This window comes from uncultured Thiohalocapsa sp., from assembly GCF_913063425.1.
Taxonomy (GTDB): Bacteria; Pseudomonadota; Gammaproteobacteria; order Chromatiales; family Chromatiaceae; genus Thiohalocapsa.
In genome coordinates this window covers 154,808-172,872 of record NZ_CAJXYK010000005.1, presented here as the reverse complement: position 1 = coordinate 172,872, position 18,065 = coordinate 154,808, and the positions used below count along the sequence as shown (strand labels likewise).

17 protein-coding genes and 1 tRNA gene are annotated in these 18,065 nt (G+C 70.2%); 10 read left to right on the top strand and 8 right to left on the bottom strand.

Translation table 11 applies throughout. The features are described from left to right. Positions 1-174 precede the first annotated feature (174 nt). The 4 genes from holA to QZ607_RS04205 form a co-directional block, all read right to left on the bottom strand. On the bottom strand, positions 175-1,197 hold the full coding sequence (holA, locus tag QZ607_RS04220; RefSeq protein WP_295879996.1) for a DNA polymerase III subunit delta: 1,023 nt from the start codon (positions 1,195-1,197) through the stop codon (positions 175-177). 37 nt (positions 1,198-1,234) lie between these two features. Then, the gene (gene lptE, locus QZ607_RS04215) at positions 1,235-1,723 is read right to left on the bottom strand and encodes an LPS assembly lipoprotein LptE (protein ID WP_295879993.1); all 489 of its coding nucleotides are present in this window, start codon (positions 1,721-1,723) and stop codon (positions 1,235-1,237) included. A 131-nt stretch (positions 1,724-1,854) separates the two neighbouring features. After that, on the bottom strand, positions 1,855-4,416 hold the full coding sequence (gene leuS, locus QZ607_RS04210) for a leucine--tRNA ligase (protein ID WP_295879992.1): 2,562 nt from the start codon (positions 4,414-4,416) through the stop codon (positions 1,855-1,857). Between the two features lie 211 nt (positions 4,417-4,627). Beyond that, entirely contained in the window at positions 4,628-6,466 is a 1,839-nt protein-coding gene (locus tag QZ607_RS04205; RefSeq protein WP_295879989.1) for a formylglycine-generating enzyme family protein, read from the bottom strand. Between the two features lie 253 nt (positions 6,467-6,719). Here QZ607_RS04205 and QZ607_RS04200 point away from each other — a divergent pair, with 253 nt between their 5' ends. Beyond that, entirely contained in the window at positions 6,720-7,991 is a 1,272-nt protein-coding gene (locus QZ607_RS04200; RefSeq protein ID WP_295879988.1) for a L,D-transpeptidase family protein, read from the top strand. Between the two features lie 66 nt (positions 7,992-8,057). Here the strand turns inward: QZ607_RS04200 and QZ607_RS04195 are convergent, their stop codons facing one another. Both QZ607_RS04195 and QZ607_RS04190 read right to left on the bottom strand, forming a co-directional pair. Continuing rightward, complete coding sequence (locus tag QZ607_RS04195; protein WP_295879987.1) at positions 8,058-8,498, bottom strand: hypothetical protein; 441 nt, start codon at positions 8,496-8,498, stop codon at positions 8,058-8,060. A gap of 60 nt (positions 8,499-8,558) precedes the next feature. Next, positions 8,559-8,969, bottom strand: coding sequence for a hypothetical protein (locus QZ607_RS04190; RefSeq protein WP_295879986.1), 411 nt, complete (start codon positions 8,967-8,969; stop codon positions 8,559-8,561). 192 nt (positions 8,970-9,161) lie between these two features. Here QZ607_RS04190 and QZ607_RS04185 point away from each other — a divergent pair, with 192 nt between their 5' ends. The 3 genes from QZ607_RS04185 to QZ607_RS04175 all read left to right on the top strand — a co-directional run bounded on the left by QZ607_RS04185 (position 9,162) and on the right by QZ607_RS04175 (position 11,204). Further along, entirely contained in the window at positions 9,162-9,914 is a 753-nt protein-coding gene (locus QZ607_RS04185) for a glycosyltransferase family 2 protein (protein WP_295879984.1), read from the top strand. Between the two features lie 112 nt (positions 9,915-10,026). Then, positions 10,027-10,842, top strand: a complete 816-nt coding sequence (locus QZ607_RS04180) for a sterol desaturase family protein (RefSeq protein ID WP_295879981.1) — start codon at positions 10,027-10,029, stop codon at positions 10,840-10,842. After that, positions 10,839-11,204: a hypothetical protein gene (locus QZ607_RS04175; RefSeq protein WP_295879979.1), complete on the top strand. Its 366-nt coding sequence runs from the start codon at positions 10,839-10,841 to the stop codon at positions 11,202-11,204. Before QZ607_RS04180 ends, QZ607_RS04175 begins: the two co-directional genes overlap by 4 nt. A gap of 29 nt (positions 11,205-11,233) precedes the next feature. On the opposite strand, the gene QZ607_RS04170 is transcribed toward QZ607_RS04175, so the two are convergent. Both QZ607_RS04170 and QZ607_RS04165 read right to left on the bottom strand, forming a co-directional pair. Continuing rightward, a tRNA-Arg gene (locus tag QZ607_RS04170) sits at positions 11,234-11,310 on the bottom strand. 177 nt (positions 11,311-11,487) lie between these two features. Then, positions 11,488-11,703 carry a hypothetical protein gene (locus QZ607_RS04165; RefSeq protein WP_295879976.1) on the bottom strand — a complete coding sequence of 72 codons (216 nt, stop codon included), beginning with the start codon at positions 11,701-11,703 and terminating at the stop codon, positions 11,488-11,490. A 287-nt stretch (positions 11,704-11,990) separates the two neighbouring features. On the opposite strand from QZ607_RS04165, the gene QZ607_RS04160 reads away from it, so the two are divergent. From QZ607_RS04160 to QZ607_RS04140, 6 genes are all read left to right on the top strand, one after another. Then, entirely contained in the window at positions 11,991-14,891 is a 2,901-nt protein-coding gene (locus tag QZ607_RS04160) for a 2-oxoglutarate dehydrogenase E1 component (protein ID WP_295879975.1), read from the top strand. Positions 14,892-15,000: 109 nt separating this feature from the next. Continuing rightward, positions 15,001-16,320 carry a 2-oxoglutarate dehydrogenase complex dihydrolipoyllysine-residue succinyltransferase gene (odhB, locus tag QZ607_RS04155; RefSeq protein ID WP_295879972.1) on the top strand — a complete coding sequence of 440 codons (1,320 nt, stop codon included), beginning with the start codon at positions 15,001-15,003 and terminating at the stop codon, positions 16,318-16,320. A 92-nt stretch (positions 16,321-16,412) separates the two neighbouring features. Beyond that, the gene (locus QZ607_RS04150) at positions 16,413-16,589 is read left to right on the top strand and encodes a DUF29 family protein (protein ID WP_295879970.1); all 177 of its coding nucleotides are present in this window, start codon (positions 16,413-16,415) and stop codon (positions 16,587-16,589) included. Positions 16,590-16,950: 361 nt separating this feature from the next. Beyond that, positions 16,951-17,307, top strand: a complete 357-nt coding sequence (locus QZ607_RS25810) for a helix-turn-helix domain-containing protein (RefSeq protein ID WP_367268150.1) — start codon at positions 16,951-16,953, stop codon at positions 17,305-17,307. Continuing rightward, on the top strand, positions 17,304-17,564 hold the full coding sequence (locus tag QZ607_RS04145; protein WP_295879968.1) for a DUF6364 family protein: 261 nt from the start codon (positions 17,304-17,306) through the stop codon (positions 17,562-17,564). The genes QZ607_RS25810 and QZ607_RS04145 overlap by 4 nt, the downstream gene beginning before the upstream one ends. Further along, positions 17,561-17,989 carry a PIN domain-containing protein gene (locus tag QZ607_RS04140; RefSeq protein ID WP_295879967.1) on the top strand — a complete coding sequence of 143 codons (429 nt, stop codon included), beginning with the start codon at positions 17,561-17,563 and terminating at the stop codon, positions 17,987-17,989. Before QZ607_RS04145 ends, QZ607_RS04140 begins: the two co-directional genes overlap by 4 nt. Positions 17,990-18,065: the final 76 nt, after the last annotated feature.

The following is an 18,065-nucleotide window of genomic DNA, read 5'->3' as shown; positions in this document are numbered from 1 at the left end:
CCCGGCCCGGCACCGCGGCGCGCGGCACAGTCCGGCTGCCCCCTGCCGCGCGAGCCGGCCCACTGTTGCCTCTATTCAATATACCGTCCCCGAATTTTTTAAGCGGGGCGAAAAACGGGGACTAAAAACGGGGACGGTATACTGATTCCTTGGGTAGGTCTTCTGATCAGCGCGTCAGGCTCGCCGCGTCGCTGCGGCGACGGCCAGGCCATCGGCAATCTCGCCGAGCACCGCCCAGGGGTCGGCGCTGCTGCGGCCCTTGATGGCGAGGTCGGCATCGGCGCAGCGGGCGAGCAGATGCCAGAGCCGCCGTACCGGCAGCCGGCGTGCTACCGCCAGTGTGGCGCTGCGGCGGGATTCCGGCACCTTGTGCTCGCGTAGCACCGCGGTGGTATCACCGCGGTTGGCCTGGGCAAAGCCCACTGCGGCGAGCTTGCGCAGCTCCCGTGCCAGCACCCAGAGCACCAGCGGCGCTGCCGTACCCTCGGCCTGTAGGGCGCGCAGCACCCGGTCCACGCGGGCGCGGTCGCCGGCGACGGCGGCGTTGGTGAGGTCGAAGAGGTCGTAGCGGGCGCTGTCGTAGACACTGGCCAGCAGGGCTTCCGCGTCCAGCGCGCCCGGCTCCCGCAGCAGGCCGAGCTTTTCGATCTCCTGGGCGGCAGCCAGGAGATTGCCCTCCACGCGCTCGGCGAGCAGGGCCAGGGCCTCGTCCGTGGGCTGGAAGCCCGCCCGGGTGAGCCGCCCACGCAGCCAGTCGTGAAGGCGCCGCCCCTGGGGCTGGCGCACCTGCACAATGACGCCGGCGGCGTCCAGGGCCTGTGCCCATTTCGACGACAGCGTCTTCCAGTCGAGCCGCGGCGCAACGATGAGCAGCAGCACGTCGTCGGCCCCGCGCTCGCAGTAGCGGCGGATGGCCTTGGCGCCGTCGTTGCCGACGCCTTCCCCGGCGAGCCGGATCTCCACCAGCCGGCGCTCGGCGAACAGCGACAGGGAGGCGGCGGCGTGGTCCAGCGCGGACCAGTCGCTGTTGGCGTCCGCGTCCAGACAGGTTCGCTCGCTGAAGCCGTGCGCCTTTGCCGCAGCGCGCACGGCGTCCGCGGCCTCACCAAGCTGCAGCGGCTCGTCGCCGAACAGCAGGTAGGCCTGCGCCGGTGGGCGCTTCAGCGCGGTGGCGAGCTGGGCGGGGTCGAGTCGCATCGGCGTGGCGGGCCGTCGCGGCGTCAGGCGGTCGGGCTCAGCCGGCGCCGGCGCGCTGCCGCAGCGCCGCACGCAGACGCAGGATCACTTGATCCGCGGCGTCGTCCGCCATGTCGCTGTAGATGATGTCCGTCTCCAGCTCCTTGCCGAGCACGGCCACATCGGGGTTGTCGTCGAAGGTGCGGTCCAGGGTCAGCACCTGCGGCTCGATGAGCGTGCCGCCGGCGCCGTCGGTGGCGGCGAAGCGCACCCGATAGGTCAGCATGTAGGCCAGCGCCTTGCCGTCCTGGTCCACCGCAACGACCCGGGCGTCGCGGTTTTCGCTCAGGAGGTCCAGGATCAGGCCGGCGTCCGCGACCTGGCTGGTGCGGGGCACGCCGCTGCCCGCGAGCCGGCCCTCGACGCTCTGGCGCACCAGCCCGCCGCCGCGCACGTACACGGGGCTCAGCCCGGGCGGAATGTCCACGGCGCCGCGGAGCGCGAAGCCGCAGCCGGTGAGACCGCCCCCCAAGGGCAGTGCGAGCAACAGGAGCGCCAGCGTGGGGAGCAGCTTGGGGCGTGGCCGGGGTTGCGATCCGCTGCGGCTCGCAGGGGCAGTGGACGGAAATTCAGTATACCGTCCCCCTATTCTTGGTCCCCGCGTTCTTGGGTGGGCACTCACTTGGCTACCACGTTCACGAGCTTGTTCGGTACCACGATGACCTTGCGCACGGTGACGCCTTCGGTGAAGCGCTTGACGTTGTCATCGGCGAGCGCGGCGGCCTCGATGGCCGCGCGCGCCGCATCCGCCGGCACCTGCACCTTGCCGCGCACCTTGCCGTTCACCTGCACCACGTACTGGATGCTGTCCTGCGCCAGCGCGTCTGCGTCCACCTCGGGCCAGCCGGCGCTCAGCACGTCCTCGCCGAAGCCGAGCTCCCGCCACAGGTGATGCGTGACATGCGGGGCGATGGGGGCCAGCAGCCGCAGCACGATGCCGAGCCCCTCGCGCAGCACCGCCGCCTGCGCCGGCTGCCCCGCGTCCAGCTTGTAGAGGACGTTGACGATGGTCATGCAGCCGGACACCACGGTGTTGAACTGCTTGCGCTCGTAGTCGAAGGCGGCCTTCCTGAGCGCCGCATGGATGTCCCGGCGGGCGTCGGCCACGGCGGTGTCGCCGGCAGCCGGCGGCGCTGCCGTGCGCACGGCCTCGGCGGTGCCCGCCGCCAGCGACCAGAGCCGGCGCAGGAAGCGCGCGGCGCCCTCCACGCCCTCGTCCGACCACTCCAGCGACTGCTCCGGCGGTGCTGTGAACATGGTGTAGAGCCGCACCGTGTCGGCGCCGTAGCGCTCGATGAGCGCCTCGGGGTCAACGCCGTTGTTCTTGGACTTGGACATCTTCTCGACGCCGCCGAAGGTCACGGGCGCCCCGTCCGCCTTCAGCACGCCGCCGATGAGCTTGCCCTTGTCGTCGCGGCTGACCGCCACGTCCGCCGGGTTGTACCAGGTGCGCCGGCCCTCGGCGTCCTCCCGGTACCAGGTGTCGGCGACCACCATGCCCTGGGTCAGCAGGTTGGCGAAGGGCTCGTCACAGTCCACCAGCCCCTCGTCGCGCATGAGCTTGTGGAAGAAGCGCGCGTAGAGCAGGTGCAGCACGGCGTGCTCGACGCCGCCGACATACTGGTCCACCGGCAGCCAGTAGTCGGCGCGCGCATCCAGCATGGCCGTGTCGCAATCGGCGGAGCAGTAGCGGGCGTAGTACCAGCTGGACTCGAAGAAGGTATCGAAGGTGTCCGTCTCCCGAACCTCGCCGTTGGCCAGTTTCGAGAAGGACTCCATTTTCTTCAACGGCGAGCCGGAGCCGTCCACCACGACATCTTCCGGCAGCTTGACGGGCAACTGGGTCTCGGGCCGAACGCCGCCGTCCGGGGTGTGCACCACCGGGATCGGGCAGCCCCAGTAGCGCTGGCGCGACACGCCCCAGTCGCGCAGCCGGAAATTGACGCGCTTGCCGCCGCGACCGCGCTCGGCGAGCCAGTCGGCAATGGCGTCGAAGGCCTGCTCCGAGGTGAGCCCGTCGAAGGGGCCGGAGCCGGTGAGCACGCCCTTGTCCACATACGCGCCGGCGTCGATGCCGCAGGGGCTGCCGTCGGCACTGACCACCACCTGCTGCTTCGGGATGCCGTAGCGCTCGGCAAACTCCCAGTCGCGCTGGTCGTGCGCGGGTACGGCCATGACGGCCCCGGTGCCATAGCCCATGAGCACGAAGTTGGCGGCGAAGATGGGCACGGGCTCGCCGGTGATGGGATGCAGGGCGTCGAGCCCGAGCCGATGGCCCTTCTTCTCCATGGTCTCGAGCTCTGCTTCGGTGGTGCCGCCGCGGCGACACTCGTCGATGAAGGCGGCGAGGTCCGGGTCCTGCTCGGCGCGGGCGCGGGCCAGCGGATGCTCGGCGGCGACGGCGACATAGGTGACGCCCATGACGGTGTCCGGGCGGGTGGTGTAGATGCCGAGTGTCGCATCGCTGCCCGCGATGCCGAAGTCCATGTACACGCCCTCGGAGCGGCCGATCCAGTTGCGCTGCATGGTGCGCACCTGCTCGGGCCAGCCGTCCAGGGTGTCGATGGCGTCCAGCAGCTCCTGGGCGTAGTCGGTGATGCGCACGGACCACTGCTCGATCTCGCGCTTCTCCACCGGTGCACCCGAGCGCCAGCCCCTGCCGTCGATGACCTGCTCGTTGGCGAGCACGGTCTGATCCACCGGGTCCCAGTTCACCGTGGCCCTGGCGCGGTAGGCGAGGCCCTTCTCCATCAGCCGGGTGAACAGCCACTGCTCCCAGCGGTAATACTCCGGGTCGCAGGTGGCGAGCTCCCGGGACCAGTCGTAGCCGAAGCCCAGGCGCGCGAGCTGGCCCTTCATGGCCTCGATGTTGGCGCGCGTCCACTGCGACGGCGGGATGCCGTGCTTGATGGCGGCGTTCTCGGCGGGCAGGCCGAAGGCGTCCCAGCCCATGGGCTGGAGCACGTTCTTGCCGAGCATGCGCTGGTGACGGGCGATGACATCGCCGATGGTGTAATTGCGCACATGGCCCATGTGCAGCCGCCCGGACGGGTAGGGGAACATGGACAGGCAGTAGAACTTCTCGCGCGTCGGGTCTTCCACGGCGCGGAAGGTCTGGTGCGTCTCCCAATACTGCTGCGCCGCCGCCTCGACGGCGCCTGGGTGGTACTCGCTCTGCATGGGTCTCAAAGGTCTCGTCTGGATACGGCGGTGCAGGCGGGCGCATCGCGGACCGCGTACCGGTCGGCACCCCGTGCCGGGCCTGCTTTCGATGCTGCGCAGCATACCGTATCGCCGGGCGCGGCTGGCAGTCGGCCCAGCTCGGTGGACCCGGCTGGGTAGGCCCGGCTGGGTGGGACGGGCTCGGTGAGCCCTGTTCGGTGGACCGGGCTCAGTCGAGTGCCCGGGCGACGCGAAAACCGGTGTCGCTGTCCCGGCTCCCGGGGCGCGCCCACAGCCGTACCGCCGAGCGCAGATACCCGGGCTCGAAGCGCCAGCCGCCGCCGCGGATGACCCGCTGCTCGCACACGCGCTGCGCGGAGGGTGCGACGTCGGTACCGCGCTTGGGGATGCCGGCGAGGATCGGGTGGCGCGGCTGCCAGCAGTCGCGCACCCACTCCCAGACATTGCCTTGCATGTGATAGAGCCCCCAGGGGTTCGGTGGCAGTGCCGTCGCCGGCAGCGTCTGCCCGCGGTAGATGCCGGTGCGTGCACCGCACCCGGCGTAGTCGAAGACGCCGTTGTAGTTGGCCTGGTCGGTGTGCACGCAGCCGCCGGTGGCGAAGGGTGTTGTCGTGTTGGCCCGGGCGGCGTACTCCCACTGGGCCTCGGTGGGCAGGAAATAGTCTTCCCCGGTCTGCATACTCAGCCAGCGTGCATAGGCGGTGGCATCCTCCCAGGAGACATTGATGACCGGACGGTTGCCCCGACCCCAGCCGGCGTCCGGCGGCAGCGGGCGGCCGGTGGCGCGCGCAAAGCGGTCGTACTCGGCGAAGCTGACCTCGGTGATGCCGATGGCGAAGGGATCAATGCCCACCTCGTGCACAGGGCCTTCGCTCGCCTGGCGCTCGGGCTCGCCGGCATAGGAGCCCATCATGAAGAAGCCCCCGGGCAGTGCCGCCAGCGCCGGGCCGCGACCGCCGCCGGCGAGCGGGTCGCTGAAGATGGCCCCCGCCTCGCGCACGAAGAGCCGTTTGAAGGTCTCCGGCGCCGTCTGGTGCGCCACCTTGGCCACCGCGACCTGCAGGTCGCGGTGGGCGTCTTCCCCCGCCAGAAAGAGCGCGATGGGGCCGAGCAGCGCCAGGCCCGCCAGGCGCACCGGCAGGCGCAGCAGGCCCCGCAGCCGCCCGCGGCGCCGGCGGGGGCGCCGCCGGTTTGGGCGGGAGCCGCGCCGGCCGGCATAGCCCCGGCGCCGAGTCGAGCGGGCGCCGCCTTCGGCTCGTGGGGCCGAGGTGCCGGCGGCGCTGGGCGGCTGGGCGGCCTGCTGCGGCGGCACGCTTGCCGCGCGCATCGGCATCGCCGGCTTGCGAGCGATCACCAAGGCGCCCCGGCTCAAGTGGCCGAGCCAGATGCGGGGCCTGTCGACCGCCTCCTCCGCCGGCGTTTCCCGGCGCAGGCGCTCGTACAGGGCGTTGACCGTCACCAGCCGCGGTGCGTCGGCGTCCGGCGACAACAACAGGTCCGTGAGCCAGGGCGTGAGCAGCCGGCGCCCAACCCGGCTCGGGCCCTGCGTCCGGAAGGGTACGCCGGCGGCGCTCGCCAGCACCGCAGTGTCCGGGATCTTCATGGCCTTCCGGGCCAGCACGTTCCGGGTCGGCGCATCGGCGGGGGCCGTGAAGCCGACATTGAGCAGCACGACGCGGCGGATGCAGGGGCTGAGCCGCAGACTGTTCATCACGGTCGCCAGCGACAGCGAGTGCTCCGGTGCCAAGGCACCGGCGTGGCCCGGCAACAGCAGGTGGGCGCGACCGGCGCCGTCCAGGCGGCCCGCCGCGGCGATGTAGAGCAGCAGCAGATCACCGCGATGGGTGGCCGCGAAGCGCCTTGCCAGTATCTCGGTGAGCTCTGTGCGTCCCGGATTGCGCAGGATCTGCACCTGCCGGAAGCCGCCGAGCGTGCGCGCCTTGAGGGCCTCGCGCAGGGGCTCCAGCGCCTGCACCGGGGTACAGGGCGCCAGCGGGAGTCCGGGGGCGTAGTCGTCCACGCCGACCAGGAGCGCATGCTTGGCCACGGGCGCAGGGGGTCACTCAGGCAGATTCAGCTACCCTTGAGTGTATCGGGCAATCCCCCATTCAACTGTGGCCGTGGGCCGAATTTGGTGAGCGCGGCGCCTGCGGTCACACCGCCATCACCACCGCGCCCGACAGCGCATCACGCCCGGCTGCCACCTCTGACGACGGTCGCGGCCCTTTGCTCCTGTTGCGTCAATCGGTTAACGTCTGCGCACTGCGCTGCGCGCGCCACAGTTCCTGCCGGATCGATCCATGACCCACCGACACACCGCACCGGGCCCGAGCCGCAGCATCGGGCCCAAGCCCCTCCTCGCCCTGCTCGCCGCAGCGCTGCTGATGCTCGGGGGCTGTGCCCAGATGGGCTTTCCCGAGCTGCCCGCCGCGCTGAAGCCGAAGCCTCCGGCGGAGCAGACGGCGGCGGCGCCCGAGGCGGACGCGGACGAGGCAGCGGAGGACGGGGCCGTCGCCGAGACGGTCGAGCCCATGCCCGCGCCGCAGCCCGGCAAACTGTTCGACTGGAGCGGTGACGGCCGCGACGTGACGCGTGTCGTCATCGACACCAATGCCCAGCTCGCCACCTTCTACGCCGGCGGGGAGCGTGTGGGCTGGACCACCATCGCCACCGGCGTGGCGAGCCATCCGACGCCGCGGGGTGAGTTCTCGATCCTCGAGAAGGTGCGCGACAAGCGCTCCAATCTGTACGGCAAGCTCGTCAACCGCAACGGCAAGGTCATCCGCAGCAGCGCGCACGGCAGGGACCCCGTGCCGGCGGGAGCGCGCTTCGTCGGTGCCAGCATGCCGCACTTCATGCGCCTCACCTACGACGGCATCGGCATGCACGCGGGCCCCATTCCCAACCCCGGGCAGCCCGCCTCCCACGGCTGCATCCGCATGCCGCCGCGCATGGCCGAAACCGTCTTCGCACACGTCGGGCCGGCCACGGCCGTCACGGTGGTCGGCGATGGCCCGGACTACGGCAACTACGCCGCGCGCATCGCCCGGCAGCGGGCAGAAGAGCAGGCCCGGCGGGCCGCCGCAGCCGCCGCCGCCGAGGGCACGGCGCTGGACGCGCTGGATGCGGAGATCGAGGCGCTGGAGGAGGCGGGTGTCGAGGTGCCGGACAGCGCCGCCGATGCCGCGGCGCCGGGGTCGAGTGCGGATCGGCCTGCCCGTGATGGCGGCGGCGGCACGCAGGCGAGCGCCTCGGCAGTGCCGGAGGCGGCGGGCGGCGACACCAGTGCTGAGCCTTCCGGCGCCGGCACCTCCGCGGCGCCGTCCGCGGGGGCGCCGCAGGCCGGTGGAGCGCGCGGCGCCGATGGCGAGGCGGGCGCCGCCGCCACGCCCACGCGCCAACCGGATGCGGGTGAGCCGGAGCAGCGGGCGCGGCCCGATGTCGAGCCCTTGCCGGCGCCGGAGGCCCCTCCGGCGGCACCTGAGGACTCGGTGCCCGAGTACTACGGACCGCCGGCTGCACCGCCCACCATCCGCTCCGCCGACGCGGCCGGGGCTGCTCCCCGGGTCTGAGCCGTCTCGACCCGCCCATCAGGTTACGGAGCCTGCGGCGGTGGGGTGCGGTCGTCGGGGGTCGGCTCAGCCCAGCACGTGCTCGTAGGCGAGTCGCAACAACGCCAGCTCCACGGCCGGCAGGCCCCACGCCGCGGTGAGCTCGATGAACGCCGCCCCCACCGATGCAGCGGCATCCACGGGCGGATCGAGGTCGGTGAAGCTCGCGAGCTGCACCGCCGCGCAGCCGTCGGCGGTGTACACGTGGCCGCGGAAGCCGGCGTCGGACTCGATGCCGCCCCGGGGCAGGCCGAGGTCGGCCTCAGCGGCGCGCAGCAGCATGCCGGGGTGCAGGTGCAGGCGGCCGCCGTCGGCGGCGGAGTCGGTGGCACAGGGGTATGTCTGCACCCGAGCATCCGCCGGCAGCGGCCCGGACGTGCAGATACCGCCGTGGGCGTGGCGCAGGAAGCGCAGTCGCGCGCTGGTGCGGTGCTTGTGATAAAGCACCAGATGCAGCGTGTCGGTCATGTCTTGGCTCCCGGCCGCGGCCGGCGGATGGGCGCGGCCCGCTCGCCTTGGGTAAGGATTTCAGGGCGCCGCGAGCAGGCGCACATCGGCGCGCACGGTGCCGGCTGCATCGCCAGTTTGGGACCCGGCGTCGGGCCCGGCGTCAGCCGCGCCGGCCCAGGCCTCGACGGCCTCGACGAACCAGCGCTTGTCCCGCGGATGCATGCGCACGATGTCGTACTCGCCGAAGCAACTGCCGTCGGGATGGAATACGAGCATGCCGATGGGGTGGCCGCGGGCGTCCTGCCATTCGCCGACCAGGCTGTCCGCGCCGGCGGCCGGGTCCCGTTGCAGCCGGTAGACCGCGGTGTCCGGCGTGCAACCGGCGGCGATGTCGGCGCCGAAGAGTCGCTCCGCCTCCCGGCGCAGGGCAGTGCAGAGCGCGTCGGCGCGCGGGCGCAGCGCCTGGGTGTATTGAGCGAGGCTGTTCATGGCGTCAGAGCAACAAGCAGCGGGCGTGCCAGTTGCCCGGTTGCTGGCTGAACGGGGAAGAATCATCGGCAGAATCAGGTGCCTGGATGATCGCCCCACAGCAGGACAGCCATGAGAGCCTTGCGCGGCTTGTGCCAATTTGTCAGGAATGCCACCGGGCGCTCGCCCGACCCACGTCCAACAGCAGCGCTGATGCAAGAGACAACCCAGCCAGCGCCGCCGGCGCCCCTCCCGGCTGGCACCGCGCCGGACGCCGCACCGGCTCTCGCAGTGGTGATCCCCACCCGCCGGCTGGATGCCGGGCTGGCGGCCGGTATCCCTGCGCTCTTCGCGCGGCTGACGCCGCGCGAAGTCATCATCGTGGAGCCGCAGGACACGGCGCCTGCGAGCACCCTCGCGCTGCCCGCCGGCTGCCGGCTGGTGCGGGCACCCCGCGGCCGCGGCACCCAGTGCAACGCCGGTGCCCGGGCGAGCCGCGCTGACCTGCTGCTGTTCCTGCATGACGACACCCGGCTGCCCGCCGACGCCGCAGCGGCCATCGCCGGCGCCTTCGCCGACCCGGCCGTCGGCATGGCCTGCTTTCGGCTGCGCTTCGACCGCCGCCATCCACTGCTTGCGCTCTATGCCTGGTGCTCGCGCTTCGACTCTGTCTGGACGACCTTCGGCGACCAGGGCTACCTGATCCGGCGCTCGCTGTTCGATGCCGTGGGCGGCTTCCCCGACTGGCCGTTGTTCGAAGACGTGGAGCTGGCCCGGCGGGTACGCCGTCAGCGCGGGCCTCTTGGGCGCATCCGCAAGCTCGGCTGCGCGGTCACCACCTCGGCGGTGCGCTTCGAGCGCGGCGGGGTGCTGCGCCAGCAGCTGCGCAATGCGGTGGCCATGCTGCGCTTCTTCGCCGGCGCCTCACCCCGGCGGCTGGCGGCGGCCTACGAGCGGCGGCGGTGAGCGCGTCCCCGACGACCCCGCTGCGCCGGGCCAGCGTGGAAACATCCGGCGTGCGCGCCGGTCCCATGAGTCAATCGCGCATCTCGCGCACGCGTTTTTCGGCAGCACCAACATGAGCATCGACACCATCATCGGCCTCATTGCGCTGGTGGCCCTGTTCGCCGCCGAGGGCTTCCTGCCCGCCTATGCCGGCCGTGAGCAGCGCCTGCGTCATGGCGCGGAGAACCTCGCCCTGGCGGCCATGAGCGCCGCCGTGGCCGCGGTGGCGGCACCGCTGCTGGTGCTGTCGGTGGAATACGCGGCGGCCCGTGACCTCGGGCTGTGCCATGCCCTGGGGCTCGGCTGGCCCGCCTGTGCGGCGCTCACCTTCGTGCTCTTCGACCTGTGGATGTACGCCTGGCACCGGGCCAATCATCAGGTGCCCTTCCTGTGGCGCTTCCACCGGGTGCATCACACGGACCCGGCCATGGACAGCACCACGGCCCTGCGCTTCCACCCCGGCGAGATCCTGCTGTCCACCCTGGCGAATTGTCTGGTGCTCATGGCGCTCGGCATGTCGCTCGGCATGCTCGTGCTGTACAAAACAGTGATGGTGCTGGTGATTCTGTTCCACCACAGCAATCTCGACGTGCCGGCACGGCTGGACGCGCGGCTGCGCCGGATCATCGTGCCGCCGTCCATGCACCGGGTGCACCACTCGGCCGTGCGCGCCGAGACCGATTCCAACTACGGCACTGTCTTCTCGCTGTGGGACCGGCTGTTCCGCTCCTTCCGGCTGCGGGACGACCCGGAGGCCATCCGCTTCGGCATCGGCGCTTATGACGAGGCCGCCTGGCAGCGACCGCTGCGGCTGCTGCGCCTGCCGCTGGAGCCCAACCAGAGCCGGACCGCGACCGGCGCAGACGGACCCGTCGGTGCGCAGTCGTGACGCAGGGGCTGGTCTTCGTCTACAACGCCGACAGCGGCCTCTTCAACAGCATGGCCGATGCGGCGCACAAGGTCTTCTCGCCGGATAGCTACAGCTGCAACCTGTGTAAGGTCACCTACGGCTGGCTCAGCGAGCGTGCGGCCTGGCGTGACTTCATCGCCGGGCTGGATATGCCCTGCACCTTTCTGCACCGGGATGAGTTTCGCGCCCGCTGGCCCGGGCTCGACGTCCCGCTGCCGGCGGTGCTCCAGCTGACGGGGAATGAAGCGCCGAACGTCTGCATCGACGCGGACACGCTGAACGGCTGCGCCGACCTCGATGCGCTGAAGGACGCCGTGCGGCAGCGTTGCGGCGCCGACTGAGGCGGCTCCAAGACGCTTGCTGCGGCAGTTGGTGCCCTCGGCAGGATTCGAACCTGCGACCTACCGCTTAGGAGGCGGTTGCTCTATCCGGCTGAGCTACGAGGGCGAACGGAAAGCGACGGTCCGTGGGGCTCCGGCGGGCAGCCTCGCGGTGGGGCGATCGGGGTCGGCCTGAGCGTGGGGGCGCCGGGTGCGGTTCGGACCGGTACGGCTCAGGATGTCGCCTGAGCCGCGGCTGGCGATGCCGATCCCAGCACCGTCCGGACCACCGCCCGGCGGCCCCTCAACGACTCTGCTTGATGTTCACCAGCCGGCGCCCGACGGCCTTGAGCAGCCGTTTGAAGGTACGCTGCTGGGCAAGCTGATTCAACGTCCTGGGCTCCCCCAGCAGCGTCAGGCGCGCCTGGAAGTACGCCATGTCCGCCTGCGACTTGGCCACGCGCAGACGCCGGCGGTGGCGCTCTTCCGGGGTCTCGATGTGATTGTCGGGATAGGGCATCGGCGGTCTTCGGCTCGCGGCGGCTCCGGCTCACGACTGTCCAGTTGCTTGGCGGCAGGATACGCGAAAAGCGCAATACATGACATTGCCCCGGCGTGGCCGCCGCGGCGACCAGCCGGCCATTGCGGTGCGCTACACTCCGGGGCTGAAGCGCACCGCCAAGCGCGCCGTGACCTGACGGCCGGCGGCCGGGCCGCCGCGGCGCTGCGCCGGACTGCGCAGGCCCAGCCTGTGCGCGGCCGAGAACGGCCGTCGGACCCACTTTCAGAGCGAGCGACACACGACCCATGAGCGCGCTGCTACAGCTGTTCCGAGCCTCCTCGGCCTTCTACGGCGGGAATGCCGCCTTCATCGAAGACCTCTACGAGCGCTATCTCAAGGACCCCGAGAGCATCGATCTCGCCTGGCGGCGGCGCTTTGACGCCATTCACGCCGATGCCGCGAATGAGATCCCGCACGGCCCGGTGCGCGAGAACTTCGAGCGCCTGGCGAGCGAGAGCCGCACCCGCGCCCAGGCCCGCTCCGTGCAGCGCCTGGAGCCGGCGGCGGCGGAGCGCCAGTCGGCCGTGTTGAGGCTCATCAACACCTACCGGTACCGCGGTCACCAGGTGGCGGATCTGGACCCCCTCAAGCTCCGCGCAACGCCCAAGGTGGCGGACCTGGCGCCAAGCTACCACAACCTGGAAGACGGCGACCTGGACCAGGTCTTCCACACGGGCTCCCTCTACGCCCCCGACCGGATGCCGCTCAAGGACATCCTGGCACTGCTGCAGCGCATCTACTGCGGGCCCGTGGGCTCGGAGTACATGCACATCACCACCACCGCCGAGAAGCGCTGGGTCCAGAAACGCCTGGAGGGGTACCAGGCGCGCCCCGAGCTGGAGCCGGCGGACCGCCGCTGGCTGCTCACGCTGTTGACGGCCGCCGAGGGCCTGGAGAAGTACCTGCACACCAAGTACGTGGGCCAGAAGCGCTTCTCGCTGGAGGGGGCCGAGGCACTCATCCCCATGCTGGACGAGCTGATCCAGCGTGCCGGACGCAAGGGCTGCCGCGAGCTTGTCATCGGCATGGCCCACCGCGGCCGGCTGAATGTGCTGGTGAACATCCTCGGCAAGCCGCCGCAGGAGATCTTCGCGGAGTTCGAGGGCAAGGTGCCGCTCAATCCACGCCAGCTCGCGGGCGACGTGAAGTATCACATGGGCTTTGCGAGCGACGTGGAAACGCCCGGCGGCATCGTGCACCTGGCGCTCGGCTTCAATCCGTCGCACCTGGAGATCATCAACCCGGTCATCGAGGGCTCGGTGCGCGCCCGCCAGCGCCGCCGCGGCGACCGCACCGGCGAGCAGGTGCTGCCGGTGCTGATCCACGGCGATGCCGCCTTCGCCGGCCAGGGCGTGGTGGCCGAGACCCTTCAGCTCAGCCAGACCCGCAGCTACGGCACCGGCGGCACGGTGCACATCGTCATCAACAATCAGATCGGCTTCACCACCAGCAATCCGCTGGATACCCGCAGCACCCTCTACTGCACCGATGTGGCTAAGATGGTGCAAGCGCCCGTGTTCCATGTGAACGGCGACGACCCGGAGGCCGTCATCTTCGTCACCCGCATGGCGCTCGACTATCGCAACCAGTTCCGCAAGGACGTGGTCATCGACCTCGTGTGCTACCGCCGGCTCGGCCACAACGAGGCGGACGAGCCGGCGGTGACGCAGCCCATGATGTACAAGAAGATCCGCGAGCGGCCCACCGCCCGGGCCATCTACGCGGACCGGCTCATCGACGATGGCGTGCTGACCCGCGATGATGCGGTGAAGATGATCGAGGAGTACCGCGATGCCATCGAGCACGGCGTAGTGGTGGCCCGCCCCGTGCTTTGCGGGCTGGAGAAGAGCTACCGCGCGGACTGGCACGGCTACCACGGCGATGACTGGCGCGCGCCTGCGGACACCAGGGTGCCCCGGGAGCATCTTGCGGACCTCGCCGAGCGCATGTTGCGGGTGCCGGAGGACTTCCAGCTGCATCCGCGCGTGGCCAAGATCTGGGCCGAGCGCCGCAAGATGGCCCAGGGCGATCAGCTCGGCAACTGGGGCTTCGCCGAGAATCTGGCCTATGCGACCCTGGTGGACGCGGGCTATCCGGTGCGCCTGTCCGGTCAGGACGCCGGTCGCGGCACCTTCTTCCATCGTCACGCCAAGGTGCACTGCCAGCAGACCGGGCAGGAGTACACCCCGCTTCAGCACCTGCGCGGCGAGGGGGAGGTGCCGCAGGGCGCCTTCATCGCCATCGACTCCATCCTGTCGGAAGCAGCCGTGCTCGGCTACGAGTATGGCTTCGCCACCGCCGAGCCCAATGCGCTCACCGCCTGGGAGGCCCAATTCGGCGACTTCGCCAACGGCGCCCAGGTGGTCATCGACCAGTTCATCACCTCCGCCGGCACCAAATGGGGCCTGGACTGCGGGCTCACGATGCTGCTGCCGCACGGCCTGGAGGGCCAGGGCGCCGAGCACTCCTCGGCGCGGCTGGAGCGCTTCCTGCAGCTTTGTGCCGAGCACAACATCCAGGTCTGCGTGCCCACCACGCCGGCACAGATGTTCCACCTGCTGCGCCGGCAGATGCTGCGCGACTTCCGCCGCCCGCTGGTGGTGATGACGCCGAAGAGCCTGCTGCGGCACCGGCTCGCGGTGTCGTCGCTGGAGGAGCTCGCCGACGGCGGCTTTCAGGTGGTCATTCCGGAGACGGACCCCATCGAGCCTGCCGACGTCGAGCGCCTGGTGTTCTGCGCGGGCAAGGTCTACTACGACCTCATCGAAGCGCGCCATGCCCGCGGGCTCAGCAACGTGGCCATCATCCGCATCGAGCAGCTCTACCCCTTCCCGAAAGAGGCCTTCGAGGACGTGCTGGCGCGGTATCCAGACACCACCGAGATCATCTGGTGCCAGGAGGAGCCGCAGAACCAGGGCGCCTGGGACCAGATCAAGCATCGCTTCCACCACCTCATCGAGCAGGGCAAGCAGCCGTATTATGTGGGTCGGGCGGCGTCGGCGGCGCCCGCTGTCGGCCACCGCTCCGTGCACGTGGCGCAGCAGGAGCAACTGGTGGACGAGGCCCTCACCGGCCGCATCAACCCCAAGATGAACCGGCGCATTCCACCGCAGCAGCCCATCGACGAGCCGGCGGCGGAGGTCTGAGGCGCCGGCCACTACCGCCCGCGCCCCCAACGCCTATCCCCAGTCCGACATCAGCCCGAGCGACGACCCACCCGCGCCCAGCCACACCAGCCCGAAGGACCAACCACCCATGAGCACCGAAGTGCGCGTCCCCGCATTGCCCGAATCCGTCGCCGACGCGACGGTCCTGACCTGGTACAAGCAGCCCGGCGACGCCGTGGAAAAGGACGAGAACCTGGTGGACCTGGAAACGGACAAGGTGGTGCTGGAGGTGCCGGCCCCCGCCGCCGGTCGGCTCGCCGAGCACAGGGTCGGCGAAGGCGACGTGGTGGAGGCGGACGCCGTGCTCGCGGTCATCGAGGCGGGCGCGGCGGCCGATGCGGGCGGCGAGGCAGGGGCTGCGGCGCCGGCCGCTCAGGCAGAAGCTGCACCCGCCACCGCTGCCGCGACCACTGCGCCGGCCCCTGACGCCGGCGGCAAGACAGACAAGGAGCCCCAGCTCGCCCCGGCCGCCCGCCGGCTGGTGAAGGAGCTGGGCCTGGATGCCGCCGACATCCCCGGCAGCGGTCGCGATGGTCGCATCCACAAGTCGGACGTCGTCGCCTGGCTGGACCAGCAGGAGGCCGCGGTGCCGGAGCGTGACCCGGACGCGGGCCGGCTCAGCCAGGCCCAGGCGCCGGATGCAGCGGACGACGCCACCCCGGCGCTGGAGCTTGACGCCTCGCTGCCGAGCCTCTCCGGGGATGCCGGCCGCCCCGAGCAGCGGGTCGCGATGACCCGGCTGCGGGCGCGCATTGCCGAGCGACTCGTGGAAGCGCAGCAGAACAGCGCCATGCTCACCACCTTCAACGAGGTGGACATGAGCGCCGTCCTGACGCTGCGCAGGCAGTACAGGGACCGCTTCGAGGCCACCCACGGCGTGCGCTTAGGGCTGATGTCCTTCTTCGTCAAGGCGAGCGTCGAGGCCCTGCAGCGCTTCCCCGTGGTGAATGCCTCCGTGGACGAGGGCGACATCATCTACCACGGCTATTACGACATCGGCATCGCCGTCAGCTCCCCGCGGGGGCTGGTGGTACCCATCCTGCGCAACTGCGACCAGCTCTCCATGGCCGACATCGAGCGCGGCATCGGCGACTTCGGCACCAAGGCCAAAGACGGCACGCTCAGCTTCGAGGAGCTCACCGGCGGCACCTTCTCCATCACCAACGGCGGCATCTTCGGCTCGCTGCTGTCCACGCCCATCCTGAACCCGCCGCAGAGCGCCATCCTCGGCATGCACAAGATCGAAGAGCGCCCTGTGGCCGTGGACGGGCAGGTGGTCATCCGCCCCATGATGTACCTGGCCCTGAGCTATGACCACCGTATCATCGACGGCCGTGAGGCGGTGCAGTTCCTGGTGGCCATCAAAGACACGCTGGAGGACCCGGCGCGCCTGTTGTTGCGGATTTGAGGCGGAACGCGGCACAGCCCAAGGTCGTTCGAAGGCACATCACCGGACAAAACGGGGAATCTTGTGAGCATGAGCCCAGAGCAGGTACCCACATGTACGCCGACCGCGATCTCTACGTAGACGACTACCATGCCTGGATCAGCGCCCAGGCGGCATTGCTGCGCGCAGGGCGGTTGACGGACCTGGATGCCGCGCAGCTCGCCGAAGCGCTCGCAGCCATGGGGTGGGCGCGAGCGCACCCCCGACTAGTTGACCGAGTCGAGGGCTGAGACCTGATCAGGGTGAGTGTGCCGGTGCCGGCCTGGGTCAGGGCGTGCCGGTATCGAACACCACGGCGGTATCGTTTTGGATGGCGCCGTAGACGCTGACCCCGCCGTCCCGTCGCCGATGCGCAGGGTCCCGTCGCTGACGGTGATCGTCGTGGCCTTCAACTGGGTTCCGGTCATGGTCAGGGTGCCGCTGCCCTGTTTGCGCAAAGCTCCGGTCCAGGAGATGGCGCCGGCAAAGCCGGTCGAGGCGTTGTAGCCGCCCGTGGTCAGTATGCTGCTGGAGAGCAGGGTGACCGTGGAGGCCCCGCTGTCGCCGCGTGCGCGATGTCCCCGTTGATGGTGATGGTCTGGTCCGGGTCCTGTGTCGCTGACTCGACCTACAGCTCCCGTATGCGAGCGGCGTCTGCGACACGCGATGCAGGTGATTGCAGACCCCAGGGTCGCGAACGTCCGCATCAAAGAGCTCGCCTACAACCTGGGGTACAGGCATCCCTCGGCCTTTACGCGGGCCTTTCGCAAGCGTTTCGGGGTCTTACCCAGCGAGGTGCGCAAGCGGGAGGCGGGCGCGTTCACCGCTCTTCGGGGAAGCTCGCCAAGCGCTCCCTCGATCTCAGTCCCCAGACCTTCGATCGCCCGACCCTGGCGCTGTCCCTTGACGACCTGGCTGACGATACGTAGCCTCACCGCTGGTTTTTACGTGTCCGCCGCCTCGCCATGAATACCAAGCTCACCGTCAGCATGGATGCCTCGGTCATCGAGCGCGCCAAGCGGGCGGCGCGAGCCCGCAACACCAGTGTCTCCGCGATGCTTGCCGAGCTCGTCTCCGGCCTCGACGTGCTTGATCATCCGCGCGGTCCGGGCTTCATTGGTCCAGTGACGCGGGCCGCGACCGGGTTGCTGGAACTGCCCGCGCAGGGTGCGGACGCCGATCTCCTCAGCGATGCGCTGTGGGCGCGTTATGGCGATCCCGGATGAGGGTCTTTGTCGATACCAACCTGCTGCTTGATGTCCTGGCCAAGCGCGAGCCCTTCTACACCGCTGCCGCCCGAATCTGGACCATGGCCGAGACCGGTACCTGTGAGGCGCTGGTGTCTGCGATCAGCTTCAATAATGTCTTCTATATCGTGCGCAAGGCACGCAGCACCGCCACGGCTCGCAGGGCGCTGGTTCTGCTGCGCGACGTCTTTGCCAGCGTCGCACCGGACCAGCGGATCCTGAACCAGGCGATCGACTCGGAAATCGCCGATTTCGAGGATGCCATCCAGTTCTACAGCGCGTTGCACGCCCGCGTCGACTACCTGCTGACACGCAATGTCCCGGATTTCCCGTCCGGCGTTCTGCCGATCCTTTCCGCCGACGACTTCTTGATGTTGATCGATGCAGCGGCCGACAAAACCTGAAGCGTGCCGCTTGGGTTTCTATCCTCCGGCGTCGGGCAGCCAAGCATCATCGAGTCGGTCAGAGGGTCTCACGCGT

Excerpts from the sequence above, each read along its gene's own strand:
- holA (WP_295879996.1), bottom strand. The coding sequence starts at position 1,197 with ATGCGACTCGACCCCGCCCAGCTCGCCACCGCGCTGAAGCGCCCACCG.
- leuS (WP_295879992.1), bottom strand. The coding sequence starts at position 4,416 with ATGCAGAGCGAGTACCACCCAGGCGCCGTCGAGGCGGCGGCGCAGCAG.
- QZ607_RS04200 (WP_295879988.1), top strand. The coding sequence starts at position 6,720 with ATGACCCACCGACACACCGCACCGGGCCCGAGCCGCAGCATCGGGCCC.
- QZ607_RS04195 (WP_295879987.1), bottom strand. The coding sequence starts at position 8,498 with ATGACCGACACGCTGCATCTGGTGCTTTATCACAAGCACCGCACCAGC.
- QZ607_RS04190 (WP_295879986.1), bottom strand. The coding sequence starts at position 8,969 with ATGAACAGCCTCGCTCAATACACCCAGGCGCTGCGCCCGCGCGCCGAC.
- QZ607_RS04185 (WP_295879984.1), top strand. The coding sequence starts at position 9,162 with ATGCAAGAGACAACCCAGCCAGCGCCGCCGGCGCCCCTCCCGGCTGGC.
- QZ607_RS04180 (WP_295879981.1), top strand. The coding sequence starts at position 10,027 with ATGAGCATCGACACCATCATCGGCCTCATTGCGCTGGTGGCCCTGTTC.
- QZ607_RS04165 (WP_295879976.1), bottom strand. The coding sequence starts at position 11,703 with ATGCCCTATCCCGACAATCACATCGAGACCCCGGAAGAGCGCCACCGC.
- QZ607_RS04160 (WP_295879975.1), top strand. The coding sequence starts at position 11,991 with ATGAGCGCGCTGCTACAGCTGTTCCGAGCCTCCTCGGCCTTCTACGGC.
- odhB (WP_295879972.1), top strand. The coding sequence starts at position 15,001 with ATGAGCACCGAAGTGCGCGTCCCCGCATTGCCCGAATCCGTCGCCGAC.
- QZ607_RS04150 (WP_295879970.1), top strand. The coding sequence starts at position 16,413 with ATGTACGCCGACCGCGATCTCTACGTAGACGACTACCATGCCTGGATC.
- QZ607_RS04145 (WP_295879968.1), top strand. The coding sequence starts at position 17,304 with ATGAATACCAAGCTCACCGTCAGCATGGATGCCTCGGTCATCGAGCGC.
- QZ607_RS04140 (WP_295879967.1), top strand. The coding sequence starts at position 17,561 with ATGAGGGTCTTTGTCGATACCAACCTGCTGCTTGATGTCCTGGCCAAG.